This window comes from Bradyrhizobium sp. HKCCYLRH3059, assembly GCF_051168035.1.
In the GTDB taxonomy this organism is placed as follows: domain Bacteria; phylum Pseudomonadota; class Alphaproteobacteria; order Rhizobiales; family Xanthobacteraceae; genus Bradyrhizobium.
Genome location: NZ_JBNPUF010000002.1, coordinates 782,266 through 798,175 on the forward strand (window position 1 = coordinate 782,266; position 15,910 = coordinate 798,175).

15 protein-coding genes are annotated in these 15,910 nt (G+C 66.3%); 4 read left to right on the top strand and 11 right to left on the bottom strand.

Translation table 11 applies throughout. The features are described from left to right. Positions 1-191 precede the first annotated feature (191 nt). Positions 192-1,607 (top strand): glycogen synthase GlgA, encoded by a 1,416-nt coding sequence (gene glgA, locus ACQR13_RS10470; protein ID WP_315715717.1) that lies wholly within the window; start codon positions 192-194, stop codon positions 1,605-1,607. Positions 1,608-1,764: 157 nt separating this feature from the next. On the opposite strand, the gene ACQR13_RS10475 is transcribed toward glgA, so the two are convergent. The 3 genes from ACQR13_RS10475 to ACQR13_RS10485 form a co-directional block, all read right to left on the bottom strand. Continuing rightward, positions 1,765-3,888 (bottom strand): methyl-accepting chemotaxis protein, encoded by a 2,124-nt coding sequence (locus ACQR13_RS10475; RefSeq protein WP_315754189.1) that lies wholly within the window; start codon positions 3,886-3,888, stop codon positions 1,765-1,767. Positions 3,889-4,127: 239 nt separating this feature from the next. Further along, the gene (locus ACQR13_RS10480; protein WP_316202300.1) at positions 4,128-5,282 is read right to left on the bottom strand and encodes a patatin-like phospholipase family protein; all 1,155 of its coding nucleotides are present in this window, start codon (positions 5,280-5,282) and stop codon (positions 4,128-4,130) included. A gap of 76 nt (positions 5,283-5,358) precedes the next feature. Then, on the bottom strand, positions 5,359-6,180 hold the full coding sequence (locus tag ACQR13_RS10485; RefSeq protein ID WP_315754193.1) for a 3-hydroxybutyrate dehydrogenase: 822 nt from the start codon (positions 6,178-6,180) through the stop codon (positions 5,359-5,361). Positions 6,181-6,370: 190 nt separating this feature from the next. Here ACQR13_RS10485 and ACQR13_RS10490 point away from each other — a divergent pair, with 190 nt between their 5' ends. Beyond that, positions 6,371-7,261 (top strand): LysR family transcriptional regulator, encoded by an 891-nt coding sequence (locus ACQR13_RS10490; RefSeq protein WP_316202328.1) that lies wholly within the window; start codon positions 6,371-6,373, stop codon positions 7,259-7,261. Here ACQR13_RS10490 and ACQR13_RS10495 read toward each other — a convergent pair. Beyond that, entirely contained in the window at positions 7,249-7,968 is a 720-nt protein-coding gene (locus tag ACQR13_RS10495) for a peroxiredoxin-like family protein (RefSeq protein WP_316202301.1), read from the bottom strand. The two genes, ACQR13_RS10490 and ACQR13_RS10495, sit on opposite strands and share 13 nt — an antisense overlap. Positions 7,969-8,053: 85 nt before the next feature. Then, positions 8,054-8,335, bottom strand: a complete 282-nt coding sequence (locus ACQR13_RS10500) for a hypothetical protein (protein WP_434862804.1) — start codon at positions 8,333-8,335, stop codon at positions 8,054-8,056. A 244-nt stretch (positions 8,336-8,579) separates the two neighbouring features. Between ACQR13_RS10500 and ACQR13_RS10505 the strand changes: the two genes are divergently transcribed. Together ACQR13_RS10505 and ACQR13_RS10510 are read left to right on the top strand one after the other, a co-directional pair. Further along, entirely contained in the window at positions 8,580-9,065 is a 486-nt protein-coding gene (locus ACQR13_RS10505; RefSeq protein WP_409977935.1) for a cupin domain-containing protein, read from the top strand. Between the two features lie 92 nt (positions 9,066-9,157). After that, positions 9,158-10,387: an MFS transporter gene (locus ACQR13_RS10510; RefSeq protein ID WP_315754195.1), complete on the top strand. Its 1,230-nt coding sequence runs from the start codon at positions 9,158-9,160 to the stop codon at positions 10,385-10,387. On the opposite strand, the gene ccoS is transcribed toward ACQR13_RS10510, so the two are convergent. From ccoS to ACQR13_RS10540, 6 genes are all read right to left on the bottom strand, one after another. Further along, on the bottom strand, positions 10,357-10,542 hold the full coding sequence (gene ccoS / locus ACQR13_RS10515; protein WP_315715707.1) for a cbb3-type cytochrome oxidase assembly protein CcoS: 186 nt from the start codon (positions 10,540-10,542) through the stop codon (positions 10,357-10,359). The genes ACQR13_RS10510 and ccoS overlap by 31 nt on opposite strands. Further along, positions 10,533-12,734 carry a cation-translocating P-type ATPase gene (locus ACQR13_RS10520; RefSeq protein WP_315715706.1) on the bottom strand — a complete coding sequence of 734 codons (2,202 nt, stop codon included), beginning with the start codon at positions 12,732-12,734 and terminating at the stop codon, positions 10,533-10,535. Before ACQR13_RS10520 ends, ccoS begins: the two co-directional genes overlap by 10 nt. Positions 12,735-12,748: 14 nt before the next feature. Further along, entirely contained in the window at positions 12,749-13,249 is a 501-nt protein-coding gene (locus ACQR13_RS10525) for a FixH family protein (RefSeq protein WP_315715705.1), read from the bottom strand. 17 nt (positions 13,250-13,266) lie between these two features. Next, complete coding sequence (ccoG, locus tag ACQR13_RS10530) at positions 13,267-14,748, bottom strand: cytochrome c oxidase accessory protein CcoG (RefSeq protein ID WP_315715704.1); 1,482 nt, start codon at positions 14,746-14,748, stop codon at positions 13,267-13,269. Between the two features lie 113 nt (positions 14,749-14,861). Beyond that, positions 14,862-15,734, bottom strand: coding sequence for a cytochrome-c oxidase, cbb3-type subunit III (ccoP, locus tag ACQR13_RS10535; RefSeq protein WP_315715703.1), 873 nt, complete (start codon positions 15,732-15,734; stop codon positions 14,862-14,864). 6 nt (positions 15,735-15,740) lie between these two features. Continuing rightward, positions 15,741-15,905: a cbb3-type cytochrome oxidase subunit 3 gene (locus ACQR13_RS10540; RefSeq protein WP_315715702.1), complete on the bottom strand. Its 165-nt coding sequence runs from the start codon at positions 15,903-15,905 to the stop codon at positions 15,741-15,743. Positions 15,906-15,910: the final 5 nt, after the last annotated feature.

Genomic DNA, 15,910 nt, shown 5'->3' on the forward strand with positions numbered 1-15,910 from the left:
CGAAGGTCCGCTTTGCCGTCGCTGATTCACAAAGCGTAAGCCATCGATCGTCGTGCAGGTCGTTTCTAGATCGAACCATTCGATGTCGAAAGCGTTTGGCGTTCCGCCGCGGTGCGGCAGCGCCTTTCTTCATGACTGATTTGGACCTTTTCTTGCATAGGACGAACATGGGGCTTGATCGAGGACATCTCTTGCGGGTTCTGTTCGTTACGACCGAAATGGACGATTTCGTCCGGGTGGGCGGACTGGCTGCCGTTTCGGCGGCACTTCCCCGGGCGCTGCGCTCACACACCGACGTCAGGATCATGCTGCCCGGCTACCGGGACGTGATCGAGCAACTCACTCACATCGAGATCGTCGGCCACTGCGCGCCCCTGGCAGAGATGCCGGGCTGCGCCCTGGGGCGGTCGTCGACCCGCGACGGCCTGCCGGTCTACGTCCTGCTCTGCGACGAGCTCTACGACCGGCCGGGCAACCCCTATGGCGACGAAAGCGGGCAGGACTGGGCGGACAACGACATCCGCTTCGGCCGTCTCGCCGCCGCCGCCGCCGAGTTGGCGGCGGGCACGCTGGACAAGAACTGGGCAGCCGATCTGGTCCACGCCAATGATTGGCAGGCCGCATTGGTGCCGGCCTATCTGGCGTGGCGCGGGGTCGACGTACCGTCGATCCTGACCATCCACAACCTCGCCTATCAGGGCCTGTTCCCGCGCGAGTCGCTGCGCCGGATCGGCGCCCCCGAATCCTCGTTCCACATCGACGGTCTGGAGTTCTACGACAAACTGTCCTTTCTCAAGGGCGGTCTGATCTATGCGTCGCATCTCACCACGGTCAGCTCGACCTATGCCCAGGAGATCACGACGCCCGAGCTCGGCTGCGGGCTGGAGGGCCTGCTCCGGCAGCGCTCCAATGCCGATGAGCTGACCGGCATTCTCAACGGCATCGACGAGAGCTGGGATCCCCGTTACTGCCAGCAGCTGGCGCAGCCCTTCGCCGCGGGCGACTGGAAGGGCAAGAAGGCCAACGCCGACTACGTCCGCAAGCAGTTCGGCCTCGCCGTGTCGCGCGGTCCGATGTTCGGCATCGTCGCGCGCCTCGTCCATCAGAAGGGCATCGACCTGGTGCTGGAAGCCGCCGATGAGATCGTCGGCGCCGGCGGCCAGATCGTGGTCACCGGCACCGGCGAGCCCGCCATCGAGCGCGCGCTGATGGAGGCCCACCGCCGCCGGCCGGACGCGATCGGGGTCGCCATCGGCTTCAACGATGCACAGGCGCGGCGCATCTTCGCCGGCAGCGACTTCACCCTGATGCCGTCGCGCTTCGAGCCATGCGGCCTGAGCCAGATGTATGCCCAGCGCTTCGGCTCGCTGCCGATCGGCCACCAGACCGGCGGCCTCGCCGAGACCATCACAGATGGCGAGACCGGATTCCTGTTCGAGAAGCCGTCGGCGGAATCCTTCCTCGGCGGGGTGAAGCGCGCGTTCTCGGCGTTCACCAGCACCGAACGGCTGAACGAGATGCGGCTGTCGGCGATGGCACGCTCATTCAGCTGGAACCTGTCGGCCGCCTGCTACAACGCGCTGTACCGGAAGATGCTGGCGTCGTAGCCCGCTCCCGTAGCCCGGATGAGCGAAGCGACATCCGGGTTTATCTCATCCTGTCGAACAGGCCCCGGATATCGCTTCGCTCATCCGGGCTACGGTCAAACAACAAAAGCCCGGACGTCGTCCGGGCTTTTTCTTGGGCGCTTGAAAGGCCAGCTTCTTACGCTGCGCGGACCGCTTCCAGGAAGCTGCCGACCTCCCGCTTGAGGCGGTTGGAATCTCCAGCCAGCGACTTGGCCGACGACAGCACCTCGGCGGAGGCCGAGCCGGTCTGCGAGGCGCCGCGCTGCACGTCCGTGATGTTGGACGAGACCTGCTGGGTGCCGTGGGCGGCCTGCTGCACGTTACGCGAGATTTCCTGCGTTGCCGCGCCCTGCTCTTCGACCGCCGCCGCAATGGCTGCTCCGATCTCGGCAAGCCGCTCGATCGTCGAGCTGATCGCCTGGATCGAATTCACCGATTCCTGCGTCGCGGCCTGCACGCCCGAGATCTGCTGTGAGATCTCCTCGGTCGCCTTCGCCGTCTGTTCCGCGAGCGCCTTCACCTCGGTCGCGACCACCGCGAAGCCGCGGCCGGCGTCGCCGGCGCGCGCCGCCTCGATGGTGGCGTTGAGTGCGAGGAGATTGGTCTGTCCGGCAATGCTGTTGATGAGCTCGACGACGTCGCCGATGCGGGCTGCGGCCTGCGACAACTCGGCGACGCGCCCATTGGTCTGGCGCACCTGCTGCACGGCGTCGCCGGCCATGCGGGCCGACGCCTGGACCTGACGGCTGATCTCGGTCACCGACGAGGAGAGCTCCTCGGTGGCGGAGGCGACCGACTGAACGTTGGCGGACGCTTCCTCCGACGCAGCCGCCACCACCGTGCTGAGCTCCTGCGAGCGGCTAGCGGTGTTTGTCAGCATATCCGCCGACGTCTCGAGGCCCGAGGCCGCCGACGACACGGTGTTGACGATGTCGGCGATCGTCGACTCGAAGTTGCGCGTCAGCGCATCCAGCCGCTGGGCCCGATCGATCTGCGCCTGCGCGTCGCGCTGCGCGGCCTCGTCCGAGGCCTTCTTGGCGATCAGCGCGTCCTTGAAGATCTTCAGGGCGCGCGCCATCGCGCCGATCTCGTCCTTGCGGGACTCGTTCGGAATGTCGGCGCTCAGCTCGCCATTGGCGAGGCGCAGGGTCACGCCGGTCAGCCCGACCAGCGGGCCGATGACGCCGCGGACGACGCCGATGACCACGGCGACCGACACGATCGCCACCAGCAGCAGAACGCCGAGCGCGATGAACAGCCGCAGCCGCGCCGCGCCGATCGCCTGATCGATGGCCTGATGCGCGGACTTCAGCGCCGCATCGCGCAGCACGATGACGTTGTTCAGCATCGGCGTGGTCCAGCGGCCCCATTCCTCAGCCGTGACCGGCGACGGCTGTCCGTCGCGCCCCGCCGTGACGATCTGACGGTAGCGCTGTTCGCCAGCACCCATCAGGGTCGTGCGCACGTGCTCCAGCGCGGCGGACACCTCCGGCGTATTGCGAACGCTGCGCGCCGCGAGCTCGATCTGCTGCCACAGCAGGGTCACCTGTCCGCTCTGCTCGGTCACCTCGGCAAGACGCGCCGGGGTCCAGCTGACGTTCTGGATGAAGAAGCGCAGCACGGCGGAGCGCGCGCCGTTGATCGTGCGCATCGATTGCGACAGCTGCGCAAGCTGGGCCGAAGGCAACAGGTTCTCGACCTCGCCGCCGGCCCCCGACAGCTCGATCGCGGTCTCGTCGATGGCGGCATTCAGGGACTCGGCCGCCCGACCGAGGCCATCCGTGGTCGTCGCCTGGATGTTCGCCGGACGTTGCGCGGCCGGAAGCGGTACAGCGTTGCGCGCCGCCGAACGGACGCCACGCAGTGTCGTCGCTGCGGCATCGATGTTGGTGGTCGGCAGGCCCGCAACTTGCGCGGCGGTCTTGGCCCGTGCCAGCGACTCGTCCGTCGTGGCGATGGCCTTGTCGAGCTTGGCGACATCATCCGCCGACGCGGACCCGGCCGCCGCGAGCAGATTCCACTGGCCGCGCTCGAGCGGGATCTGCGCATTGACCTTCAGTGCCAGCTCGAAGGCGTCCAGAACCTGCTCCGCCCGCTCGCGCTTGCGCAAGTCGCCCCACCCGCTCCATGCGAGCGCAAAGGCGAAGGCCATCGCGAAGAAGCCGGTCAGCAGATTGCCGGCAAGAATTTTCCATTTGAGACTGACCGCACCGGTCTCCGGCTTGATCGTCTCATTCTGCAGCACCGAGCGCTCGGACATCGGCCGTTCCCAATCAAATATCGCTGCCCGGCCGGTCACGCTCGCGTCGGCCGATACGCGCTGGCGCAGCGGCCTCCGGCGACGTCCCCGCGCGGTCGGCAAACACGAATCGCGGCGATGCTGCCGCGCCATAATGATTAAGAACGAATGGCGACTAATCCCTTAAACTGAGCTGATCCGAGCGGTATCGGAATGCCGCGATACCGCGCCAATCGGATCGACTCGGCCCATCGGGCCCTCTACTCCGCAGCCGCTGCAAGCGTAACCGAGGGATCGTGCAACACCACGCCGGAGAGCGGATCGTGCTCGCCCGACCAGGGCCTGCGCTGCAGGACCGATCGCGTGTGCTGATAGCCCGCAGTCCAGCGCGCGATGATGCCTCGCTCGGTGAAATCGATATCCTTGGTATGGCTCTCGCGAGCGAGTTGCGGGGCCAGCAGCCGGACGACATGCATCCGCGTCTGGCAACCGTGACTGACAAGATCGCGGATCGCCGGATCATTGCGGGCCGACTCCGGCAAATGAACCGCAAGCTGATTGATGATATGCCGCAGCCGATGCGTCTGCTGCTGGCGCGCGATATGGCTCGAGATCCGGCTCGAATATTGCGCGTCCTTGTGGCGGTTGAACACCTCCGCCATGGTCGTCGGCTCGGCTCCCTCGGGATTCCACAGATGCACGGCGAAGATCAGCGAGTCCTTTCGCGGATTGTCGTCGAACACGACCTCGGTCGGCGTGTTCGACAGGATGCCGCCGTCCCAATACAGTTCGCCATCGATGCGAACTGCCGGAAACGCGGGAGGCAGCGCGCCCGATGCCAGGATGTGGCGGACATCCAGCACCTCGTCGCGACTGTCGAAATAGCGCATCCGGCTCGTCCTGACATGCGCCGCCCCGACCGTGAGGCGTAGACCGCCATTGTTGAGACGATCGAAGTCGACGAGCTCCTGCAGCGTTTCGCGCAGCGGAGCGGTCGAGTAATAGCCGGCCTGCTCGGCACCGAGCGGATAGGACTCCCCGGCATGCGCCAGGGCGTTGGGACGGAAGAAGCCCGGAATCCCATGCGTCACGGTCGTCCAATAGGACAGCCGCTCGTTGAAATCCGGAAAGGCCGTGCGCACTGTCCAGGCTGGCCGCCGGTGCATCTGCTTCCAGAACTCCCGCAGCCGCGTCATGCGCTCCTGCACCGGGCTGCCGGCGATGAGAGCGGCATTGATGGCGCCAATCGATGTCCCGATCACCCAGTCCGGCTCCAGACCAGCCTCGTGCAGCGCCTGATAGACGCCGGCCTGGTATGAACCGAGCGCACCACCGCCCTGCAGGACGAGAACCACCTGCCCAGGCAGCCTGCTGCGATCGATCATCGCGCACATCGTGTCGTCGACGTCGGCCATGTCTCCCTCCTCATGTCTCCCTCCTGATGCATTGTCCTGTTCGCAGTTTTCCCGTCGCTGTTACATCGCCCAACCGTCAATGTGCGGTCCAACCACCATCGACCGGCAGGGCAACACCGGTGATCGATGCGGCGGCATCGCTGGCGAGAAAGACGGCGAGCGCACCGATCTCCTCCACCGTTGCAAAGCGCTTGTTCGGCTGTTGCGCCAGCAGGACATCGCGGATGACCTGATCGCGGGAGATGCCGTGCGCCCTGGCCTGTCCGTCGATCTGCGCCTCGACCAGCGGCGTGTAGACGTAGCCTGGACAGATCGCATTGCAGGTGATGCCGATCTCGGCCGCCTCCAGCGCCGCGACCTTGGTCAAGCCGATGATGCCATGCTTGGCAGCGACATAGGCCGATTTGAACGGCGACGCGACGAGGCCATGCGCCGAGGCGATGTTGATGATGCGACCGAAGCTATTCCGCCGCATCGACGGCAGTGCCAACCGCATCGTGTGGAACGCCGACGAGAGATTGACCGCAACGATGGCGTCCCACTTTTCGACGGGAAACTGCTCGAGCGGCGCGACGTGTTGAATGCCGGCGTTGTTGACCAGGATGTCGATACGGCCAAATTCCTGCAGGGTACCGGCCATCATGCGCGCGATCGCTTCCGGCTGCGTCATGTCGGCCGCAGCATAGCCGGTGCGAACACCGAACTCCGCAGCGATCTGCGACCTGATGCGGCCGATCTCCTCGGGAGCTCCGAAGCCGTTCAGCATCACGTGCGCCCCGGCACCGGCAAGTGCCTGCGCAATCCCCAGACCGATGCCGCTGGTCGAGCCGGTGATCACCGCCACCCTGCCGGACAACGGAGGTAATGTGGATCGGGCTTTCAGTGAATCTACAGCCATGGCGTCGCCTTCGTCCGAGCAGTTGAGCCCCGTGCCTGCACAAATTGCCGGGCCGCCATGACCAATGGAAATGCCGTTTGGCTCACCACACGATAGGTGTTCGCTATCGCAATCGCTGGTGCCAAGCCCCGCTTGGTAGGATATTGCACCCGGGGACGTCGGCCCGATCGAACGGAGCACCTCGATGGAAATGCATCAGGTTCGGTATTTTCTTGCCGTTGCCCGGCTGCTGCACTTCACGCGCGCGGCCGAGGAATGCAACGTGACGCAGCCGTCGCTGACGCGTGCGATCAAGCAGCTCGAAGCCGAGCTCGGTGGCGACTTGTTCCGGCGTGAGCGGCCGGCCGCGCAACTCACCGAGCTCGGCCAGCGCATGCATCCACTGCTGAAGCAATGCTACGAGGCTGCCGTTGGCGCGCGAACCCTCGCCTCGTCCTTCAAGAGCGGAGAGCTCGGCACGCTCCGGATCGCGCTCGCCGACTCGGTCGACCTTGCGCTGCTGATCCCGCTGCTCGATCAGCTGCAGCGCCAGTTCAACCAGCTCGAGCTCAGGTTTCTACGCGGCAGCAGCCGCATGATCGCAGAGCATCTGAAGAGCGGCGAAGCGGAGCTCGGCATCGCCTCGGAGATCGACGAGACCTGGGATCGGCTGGATGTCTGGCCTCTCTTCACGGAGGACTTCGCGCTCGCCGTGAGCAGCCGGCACCGGCTGGCCGGGCAGGATCCGATCGCGATCGATGATCTGGGCGGTGACGCGTTGCTGTGCCGCAACTATTGCGAACATGCGGACAGGTTGCGCACGCTGCTCCGCGAACGCGGCGTCGACCTCGGACGAACTCATGATGTCCACTCCGAACGCGACCTGATCGCGCTGATGGAAGCCGGAGTCGGCATCGGTGTGGTGCCGCAAACGACCACGCTGCCGGAGACCCTGCATCGGGCCACCGTCGACGGACTCGACGCGCGGCGCACCGTTCATCTCTACGGCGTTGCTGGCCGTGAACGCACGGCGGTTGCCTCGACCGTGATGCGCATGCTGCGCGGCAGGAACTGGCAGGGATGGCTCGCTCAGCTGTCCTGAGCCGCGGCCTGGCGAAGCGCTTCGACCAGATCGTCGATTTCCATCCGCTTGCGGAAATCGGGATCGACGAAGCGCGCCTTTACGAGACCGTCACGCCCGACCACGAAGGCAGCCGGAATGGGCAACACCCAGCCGTCATTGCCGTGGAAGCTCGCCAGGTCCTGGTGCGCCAGTAGTTGCTGGATCTCACGACCAAGCCAGATCGCGAGGTTGAGCGACAAGGCATAGCCGTTGTCGAGATCCGTCAACACAGGGAAGGTGGCGCCGGCGTCCGATTTGAACTGCTGCGTGAACGCCTGCAGCTCCGGCATGATCGCGACGATCGCGCCGCCCGCGGCGTCGATGCGCTCCTGCGCCTTGATCACCGCGCGAACGTTGAGCCGGCAATAGGGGCACCAATGGCCGCGGAAGAACATCACGGCGACCGGCCCCCGGACGAGGCAGGATTGCAGGCTCACCAGCCGGCCAGCCTCATCGGGGAGGACGAATGGCGGCATCGTCTCACCGGGCCGCGGCGCAGTCTCGCCGCCGCCGTTGTCTCCGAGCCGCGCCACCAGGCGGTCGACGGCGGACGCGTAGGCCGGAAAGATCTCGCGACCCGCAGCGGCATAGGCATCGAGCTGCTGACGCAGGGTGCCCTGCATCTCCCTGCATTGCAGGAAGGCCTGTCTGAGCCGCTCGGCATCCGCGGGTGAAAGCACTGTCATGAGCAGCTCCGGCAGGTTCAGGACCCCAACCATGATAGTTTCCCGGGCAAGCCGACCACAAGGGCGGCCTGCCCGACTGTCGCGCTCAGGGCCGATAGAAATTGCCGGTGGGATCGAGCATGCCGGGCGCCGAATAGAGCTGCCCGTCGCTCATGAAGAAGACGGTGTTGTTCGGCACCTTCCTGGCGTGGCGCATCATGGCCCGATGATTGGCGTCGCCGGCGGCCATCGTCATCATGCTGGTCTTGCCGGCGCTGTAGACATAGGCCATGCCGGGCGCGAGATCGAGGCCGCCTTGCGCGATGGCTGCGGTGGCAGAGACCGCGACCACGGCCGCGGCGATCAAGGTCTTGGACAGGCGGGTCATGGATATCTCCTCCTCATGAATGCTGTCGCCCGTCATCGGGCGTCCGCATTACAAGCGCGACCTGCTCTGCTTGAGAAATGCCGTTGTCCAATCGCGAGGATAGCGTCCGCCTATCGATAGCGGCGGTCTATCGGCTCCAGAGAAAGGATGCATTTCCATCATGTCCCCTGCTCCCCGATGGTGCGCCTCGCGATGCCCGCTCGGCGCGGGCCGCTGTTCCATCAGAGGAGACAATGACATGTTGATGCAGATCGCACCTACACGCGCGCGCCGCCTGAGCGCTGCTTTCGTCCTGGCCGTTGCTACGACGGTGATCGCGGCGTCCGGCGCCCGCGCCGGCGAGTGTCCGGCCGACAAGATCAAGGCCGGCGTACGTGAGAAAGCCGACGTCAAGGCGGTCGGCGTTACCGACGTCACGCTTGGCGCGATCGATCTCGCCAAGCAGCCCGCCAATATCAAGGACCGCGAGTTGCGCTTCCGCAAGCTGACCATCGCGCCCGGCGGCATCGTGCCGTGGCACAGCCATGACGATCGCCCGGCGCTGATCTTCGTTCAGCAGGGCGAGATCATCGAATATGCCAGCAACTGCGCCGAGCCGATCCTGCACAAGGCCGGCGATCTGAGAGCCGAGGTGTTCGGCACGTCGCATTGGTGGAAGAACGACGGCAAGGAGACGGTCATCCTCTATGTCGGCGACGTTCGCAAGGATCCGCACGATCACAACATGTAGATCGCGGGCCTCCGCCAGCCGCCTTCGGATCGCCCCCTTCAGGCAGGCGATCCGGATACGGCCGCGTTGCCTGTGGAGCCGAGGAGATTGCCATGACGGATCTGTCCGCACGGTTGCCGATTGGAGCCGCCGATGTGAATGCACGAAGGGCGGCGCGGCGCGCGGTCCTGGTCGGCCTGCTCGCCTTTTTCAGCCTCGTCGATCTGTTCGCGGCGCAGGCGATGCTGCCGGTCCTCGCGCGCTACTATCAGGTCAGCGCGGCCGAGATGGGGCTTGCCGTCAACGCCTGCACGCTGGGAATGGCGATCGCGAGCCTGGTCATCGGCCTGCTCAGCCCGCTGATCGATCGCCGGATCGGCATCGTCGCCAGCCTTGCCCTGCTCGCCGGCTTCACCGCCTTGCTCGGCAGCGCGCCCGACCTGACGGTGTTCGCAGGCTTGCGCATCCTGCAGGGCCTGTGCATGGCCTCGGCGTTCGCCCTCACCCTTGCCTATCTCGGCGAGCAGTGCACCGCCAGCGAGGCCGGCGGCGCCTTCGCGGCCTATATCACCGGCAACGTCGCCAGCAATCTGGTCGGGCGCCTGCTCTCGGCCGGTCTCACCGGTGCCCTGGGCCTCAAGCCGACCTTCTACGTCTTCGCCGCGCTCAATGTCTGCGGTGCCCTTCTCGCCGCATTCGCGGTCGGAGGCGCGGCCATGCGTGTGCAGGGAACGATGCGGCTGCGCGGCGGGGCCATCGCCGATCACCTGCGCGACCGCCGGCTGCGCGCGGCCTTCGGCGTCGGCTTCTGCGTCCTGTTCGCCTTCATCGGCGCCTTCACCTTCGTGAACTTCGTGCTGGTGCGACCGCCGCTGTCGCTCGGCATGATGGAGGTCGGACTGGTGTATTTCGTCTTCCTGCCCTCGATCGTCACCACGCTGCTCGCCGGCCGGACGGTCGCAAGGATTGGCACACAGGGCGCGATCTGGGGCGCACTCGCAACCGCAGGCCTCGGCCTCGTCCTGATGCTGTCGTCACAGCTCGGGGCGGTGCTCGCCGGCATGGTGCTGGTCGGAGCGGGCACGTTCTTCGCCCAGGCCGTGACCACAGGTTTCGTCGGAAAGACCGCCGCCCACGATCAGGGCGTTGCAAGCGGTCTTTACCTCGCCAGCTATTTCGCCGGCGGCATCATCGGAACGGCCGTGCTCGGCCAGTTGTTCGACCGGTTCGGCTGGACGGCTTGCGTGGCAGGCATCGCCGCCGCGCTCGCGGTCGCGGGATACCTGGCGCGTCGGATGACGCTGCCAGGCGTTCAGGACCGGCTCGGCGCGGCCTCGGGCTGAGCCGGCGGGGCCTGCTCATCGTCGTCGGCGATGGCGCGCCAGGCCGCCCCTTCGAGATCCTCATACTGGCCGCTCTTCAGCGACCAGAGAAAGCCGACCAGGCCGGCAAGGCCGAGCGCCAGAGCGAGCGGGACGAGAATGATCATCACTTCCATGACGCGGCCTCCCCGGCCACCTTGCGGGCACGCAGCGCATTCAGCATGACGATGATCGACGAGCCGGACATCGCGGCTGCCGCGATCAGCGGGGTGACGACGCCGCTGATCGCCAGCGGCACCGCCAGGGCGTTATAGCCGACTGCGAGCCACAGATTCTGCCGCATCAGATGCAGCGCCTTGCGCGCGTAGTCGATCGCGGCCAGCACCGGCGCCAGGGGACGACCGAGGAAGACGAGATCCGCGGTGGCTTGGCTCAGATGCGCGGCCGAGATCGGCGACATCGAGACGTGCGCGGCGGCGAGCGACGGCGCGTCGTTCATGCCGTCGCCGACCATCATGACCTTGACGCCCGCGCGCTTCAGCTCCTCGATGCGCGCGATCTTGTCGGCCGGCGTGACGCCGGCGCGCCACTCGCCGATGCCGAGCGCCTTGGCGGCCGCGGCCACCGCCGCCTCGCGATCGCCCGAGAGGATCTCGACCTTGATGCCGCGCCGCTGCAGGCCGGCGACGATCTTGGCGGCGTCGGGGCGCAAGCCCTGCCGCACCGAGAACAGGTACTTGCTGTCGCCGCGGCTGAAGGCCACCACCGAGGCCTCGGGATCGACGCTGCCGGTCTGCGCAACCAGCGCCTCGGCGCCGCAGAAGGTTGGACGTCCCAGCCTGATCTCGACGCCGTCGACGACGGCGCGGACACCCTGGCCCGGCTCCTCGACCGCGCCCATCAGCGGCGACCGCGCATTGGCGGCCTGTGCCACCGCCGCGGCCACCGGATGATGGCTCGACAGCGCGAGCTGGCCGGCCAGCGCGAACACATCTGCAGGGATGTCGGCGGCGTTGACGACCTCGAGCTCCGGCAGCGTCAAGGTGCCGGTCTTGTCGAAGATGACGTGATCGGCCTCGGCGAGGCGCTCGATCGCATCGCCCGCATTGAGCAGCACGCCGGACTTGAACATCGCGCCCGACGCCACGGTCTGCACGGTGGGAATCGCGAGCCCGAGGGCGCAGGGACAGGTGATGATCAGCACGGCAATGCCGGTGACGATGGCGTCATGCCAGCTCGCGCCCATCAGCACCCAGCCGAGCACGGTGAGCGCCGCTGTCGCGTGCACGACCGGCGCATAGAGCCGCGAGGCGCGGTCGGCGAGGCGCATGTAGCGCGAGCGGGCCTGCAGCGCGTTGTCGAGCAGGCGCGTGATCTCGGCGAGCAAGGTGCCCTCGGCCGCGGCCGACACCCGGACGCGCAGCGTGCCGGAAATGTTGAGCGAACCCGCATAGACCGCCGTGCCCTGCTCGGCCGGCACGTACAGCGTCTCGCCGGTGATCAGGCTCTGGTCGATCTCGGAGCGGCCCTCAACCACGACGCCGTCGACGGCGCAGCGCTCGCCGGGCCGCAGCAGCACGAGATCGCCGGCGCGAACGGCGGCGACCGGTACCTCCGAAATCTCGTCGGGGCCGATGAACTTGGTCGCGGTCTCCGCCTTCAGCGCGGCGAGATTGCCGGCGACCGCGCGAGTCCGCCGCCGCATGTTCTGGTCGAGATAGCGGCCGACCAGCAGGAAGGTCAGCAGCATGATCGCGGCGTCGAAATAGGCGTGCTCGGCGTGGTGGAAGGTCTCGACGACCGACATGCCCAGCGCCAGGATCACGCCGATGCAGATCGGCACGTCCATGTTGACGTTGCCGCTCTTGAGCGCGCGCCATGCCGAACGGAAGAACGGCTGGCCGGCATAGGCCGCGGCCGGCAATGCGATGACGGCCGACAGCCAGTGGAAGAAGTCGCGCTGCTCCGGCAGCATGTCGCTGACATTGCCGGACCACACCGGGATCGACAGCATCATCACGTTCATGGTCGCGAACGCGGCGACGCCGAGACAGCGCAGCAGGAAGCGCGATTCCTCGGCCTCGGTGGCCTCGGCGCTTGCCTTCTCGAACGGATAGGCCTTGTAGCCGAGTTCGGCGAGGCGGTCGATGAACTTGGCCGGATCGAGCGTGCCCTGCTTCCATTCCAGCGCGACGCGGCGGTCGGTCAGGTTGACCCGCGCGAGCGTCACGTCGGGCAGTGCCGAGAGGCCGCGCTCGATCTTGGCCATGCAGCCGGCGCAGCTGACACCCTCGACCGCGAGGTCGATGTGCTTCAGGCCGGCGCCGAGATCCTTGACGTAGTGGGAGAAGTCACGCGTCACATGCATGATCGGAAGTCCCTTCAGTTCAGCAGCACGCGGTTCTTCGACATGAACAGGCGGCGGCCGCTGGAATCACCTTCGAGCACGAGGTCCCACTGGCCCGGCGCGATCGCCTCCGCCGTGCCGCGATAGATGCCGATGCCGACCTCGGCGAGGGCGACGTCCTGATCCGCGCGCTTGTCGGCCGGACGCTCGAGCCGGCCCTGGAAGGTCAGGCCCGAGACGGGATTGCCGCTTGCGTCGCGCGCGTTGACCTGCAGGATGGCGGCGCCGCCGGCGCTACGCTCGATATGCGCCTCGACCTGCCAGCGCCGCGCCTCCTGGGCGCGCGCCGCCGCGATCTCCTTCTCGTAGCCGAGGCTGGCGCTGTAGGCGCTGTCGACCTCGGTGCCCGGCAGGGTCGAGATCGCCATCTTCATCATGTAGACGTTGACGCCGATCACGGTCCCGAAGAAGGCGAGGAGCATCGCGAGCACCATGCCTCCGGTCAGCTGGAAAGAAGGATTGGAACGGCTGGCCATTGACAGGCTCCTTAGCTCTACGGGCTGACGAAATTGTCGGTGGCGGAGGCGACGACGCCGAGACCGATATCCGTCACATGGAACTTCACTGGGATGGACTTCGCGGGATTGTTCTCCTCGGGAGCGGTCACCAGGAGGCGCAGCTCCTCGGTCTGGTCGCGCCCGATCACGATCATAGGCCGGTCCGGCGTCACCGAATCCGCACCGACGACGTGGACGGTCGAATTGGCAGGCCCCTCGATGTCGATGGCGATGACGCGATCGAAGCCGTGCTTGTTGAGGACGCGCACCGTATAGGCATTGCGGATCGAGCCGTCGGACAGCTTGATCGCGATCGGATTGCGATCGTGCAGCACGTTGACCTCGAGCAGCGACCGGGTCGCGAGCTTGTAGACCATGGCGCCGCCGACCACGGCGATGATCGCGGCATAGACGATGGTCCGCGGGCGCACGAGCTTGTAGATCGGCGGCTTGCCTTCCTGCCGACGATGGATGTTGATGTCGTTGTCATAGCCGATCAGCCGCGTCGGGCGGCCGATCTTGGTCATGACGGTATCGCAGGCGTCGATGCAGAGGCCGCACTGGATGCAATCCATCTGGGCGCCGTCGCGGATGTCGATGCCGGTCGGGCATACCGCCACGCATTGCTTGCAATCGATGCAGTCGCCGGCCGGCTGGCCGAGCGCCCGCAATTCGGCGGCCTTCTTGACCGACATGCGGCTCTCGCCGCGGTCATAGCGGTAGGTGACGTTGAGCGCCCATTCGTCGGTCAGCGCCGCCTGGATGCGCGGCCACGGGCACATATAAACGCAGACCTGCTCGCGCATGAAGCCGGCGAGCGTGTAGGTCGTCGCGGTCAGGATCGCGATCCAGACATAGGCGAGCATCGGCCCCTGGAAGGTGATGAGATCCTTCACGAGCGTCGGCGCATCGCTGAAATACAGCACCCAGGCGCCGCCGGTCCACCACGCGATCATCAGCCAGATCGAATGCTTGAGCACGAGCTCCGAAATCCGCTCCAGCTTCATCGGGTCGCCGGAGGCATCCTTCTTCATGCGCTCCCGCCGGTCACCCTCGATCAGGCGCTCGACGGCATAGAACAGGTCGGTCCACACTGTCTGAGGGCACAGATAGCCGCACCAGATACGGCCGCCGATCGCGTTCATCAGGAACAGGCCGATGGCGGCGATGATCAGGAGGCCGGTGAAGTAGTACACCTCCTGCGGCCACAGCTCGATGAAGAAGAAATAGAAGCGGTGGTTCGGGAAGTCGATCAGCACCGCCTGGTCGGGCGCGCCGAGGCCGCGATTCCAGCGCACGAACGGCAGGAAATAATAGACGCCGAGGCAGAAGCCCATCAGGCCCCATTTGATCCGGCGGAAAGTGCCCGAGACGCTCTGGGGATAGACCTTCTTGTGCGCAGCATAGAGCGGACCGTAATCGTCCACGGGCTGCAGGTCCTGAGGCTTCAGGTCGTCCGGTCTTACCGTCTGGTTCATGGCTGGCGGATCATGGCTGGGGGGTCTTCTCGCAGTTGCGGCCGAAGGTATGTCCACCTCCGGCCGCTCAGTTGATCCAGCTCAATCGAAGGGAAAGTTCCGTTGGATTTCCGTTACTTTCCGCCACCCAGCGAGTGGACATAGACCGCCATCGCCTTGATCGTGGTCGGGTCGAGACGGCCCTCCCAGGCCGGCATGACGCCGGCGCGACCATTGGTGATGGTCTCGATCAGGGTCGCCTCGTCGGAGCCGTACAGCCAGATCTTGTCGGTGAGGTTCGGCGCGCCGAGCTCCGGATTGCCCTTGGCGTTGTCGCCATGGCAGGCCGCGCAGTTCTCGGCGAAGACCTTGGCGCCGGCCTTGGCGTCATAACCCGGCCGGGTCGGCAGGCCCGCCAGCTCCCGAACGTAGTTGGCGACCGTGACGATCTCCGCCGGCTTCAGGACACCGTCCTTGCCGAAGGCGAGCATCTGGCCCTCACGCGTCTTCGGGTGACCCGAGCGCACGCCGTACAGCAGGGTCTGCTGGATCTGCTCCAGCGAGCCGCCCCACAGCCAGTCGTCGTCGTTCAGGTTCGGGAAGCCCTTGGCGCCGGCCGCGCCGGTCCCGTGGCAGGCGGCGCAATTGTCGCCGAACACCGTCTTGCCCTTGGCGCGCGCCAGGGCCAGCATCGCCGGATCCTTCTCGATGTCGGCGAGCGAGGCGGTCGCGAGCGCGGCCATCTTGGCGCCGCGGATCTTCTCGAGATTGGCAAGCTCGACCGCCACGTCCGCACGGGACGAGTAGCCGAACAGGCCCTGGGTGTTGCTGGAGATGGTCGGCCAGGCCGGATACACGATCCAGTAGCCGATCGCCCAGACGATGGTGATGTAGAAGGTGATCACCCACCACCGCGGCAGCGGGGTGTTGAGCTCCTTGATGCCGTCCCAGGCGTGGCCGGTGGTGGGGGTGCCGGAGACACTGTCGACTTCGGTATGGTCAGCCATGATGAATTAATCCTCCCGCAACGGCATGCTCGCCGCCTCGTCGAAAGCGGCCTTGTTGCGAGGCCAGAGGGCATAGGTCACGATCGCGATGAAGATCGCGACGAAGATCGGGGTCCACAGCGTCGTCACGAGTGACGACGCGATGTTTTCGACTGCAATGATGGGCTTCATGATGT

What these genes read in the sequence shown, in the direction of transcription:
- ACQR13_RS10475 (WP_315754189.1), bottom strand. Translation starts at nt 3,888, where the DNA reads ATGTCCGAGCGCTCGGTGCTGCAGAATGAGACGATCAAGCCGGAGACC.
- ACQR13_RS10480 (WP_316202300.1), bottom strand. Translation starts at nt 5,282, where the DNA reads ATGGCCGACGTCGACGACACGATGTGCGCGATGATCGATCGCAGCAGG.
- ACQR13_RS10485 (WP_315754193.1), bottom strand. Translation starts at nt 6,180, where the DNA reads ATGGCTGTAGATTCACTGAAAGCCCGATCCACATTACCTCCGTTGTCC.
- ACQR13_RS10490 (WP_316202328.1), top strand. Translation starts at nt 6,371, where the DNA reads ATGCATCAGGTTCGGTATTTTCTTGCCGTTGCCCGGCTGCTGCACTTC.
- ACQR13_RS10495 (WP_316202301.1), bottom strand. Translation starts at nt 7,968, where the DNA reads ATGACAGTGCTTTCACCCGCGGATGCCGAGCGGCTCAGACAGGCCTTC.
- ACQR13_RS10500 (WP_434862804.1), bottom strand. Translation starts at nt 8,335, where the DNA reads ATGACCCGCCTGTCCAAGACCTTGATCGCCGCGGCCGTGGTCGCGGTC.
- ACQR13_RS10505 (WP_409977935.1), top strand. Translation starts at nt 8,580, where the DNA reads ATGCAGATCGCACCTACACGCGCGCGCCGCCTGAGCGCTGCTTTCGTC.
- ACQR13_RS10510 (WP_315754195.1), top strand. Translation starts at nt 9,158, where the DNA reads ATGACGGATCTGTCCGCACGGTTGCCGATTGGAGCCGCCGATGTGAAT.
- ccoS (WP_315715707.1), bottom strand. Translation starts at nt 10,542, where the DNA reads ATGGAAGTGATGATCATTCTCGTCCCGCTCGCTCTGGCGCTCGGCCTT.
- ACQR13_RS10520 (WP_315715706.1), bottom strand. Translation starts at nt 12,734, where the DNA reads ATGCATGTGACGCGTGACTTCTCCCACTACGTCAAGGATCTCGGCGCC.
- ACQR13_RS10525 (WP_315715705.1), bottom strand. Translation starts at nt 13,249, where the DNA reads ATGGCCAGCCGTTCCAATCCTTCTTTCCAGCTGACCGGAGGCATGGTG.
- ccoG (WP_315715704.1), bottom strand. Translation starts at nt 14,748, where the DNA reads ATGAACCAGACGGTAAGACCGGACGACCTGAAGCCTCAGGACCTGCAG.
- ccoP (WP_315715703.1), bottom strand. Translation starts at nt 15,734, where the DNA reads ATGGCTGACCATACCGAAGTCGACAGTGTCTCCGGCACCCCCACCACC.
- ACQR13_RS10540 (WP_315715702.1), bottom strand. Translation starts at nt 15,905, where the DNA reads ATGAAGCCCATCATTGCAGTCGAAAACATCGCGTCGTCACTCGTGACG.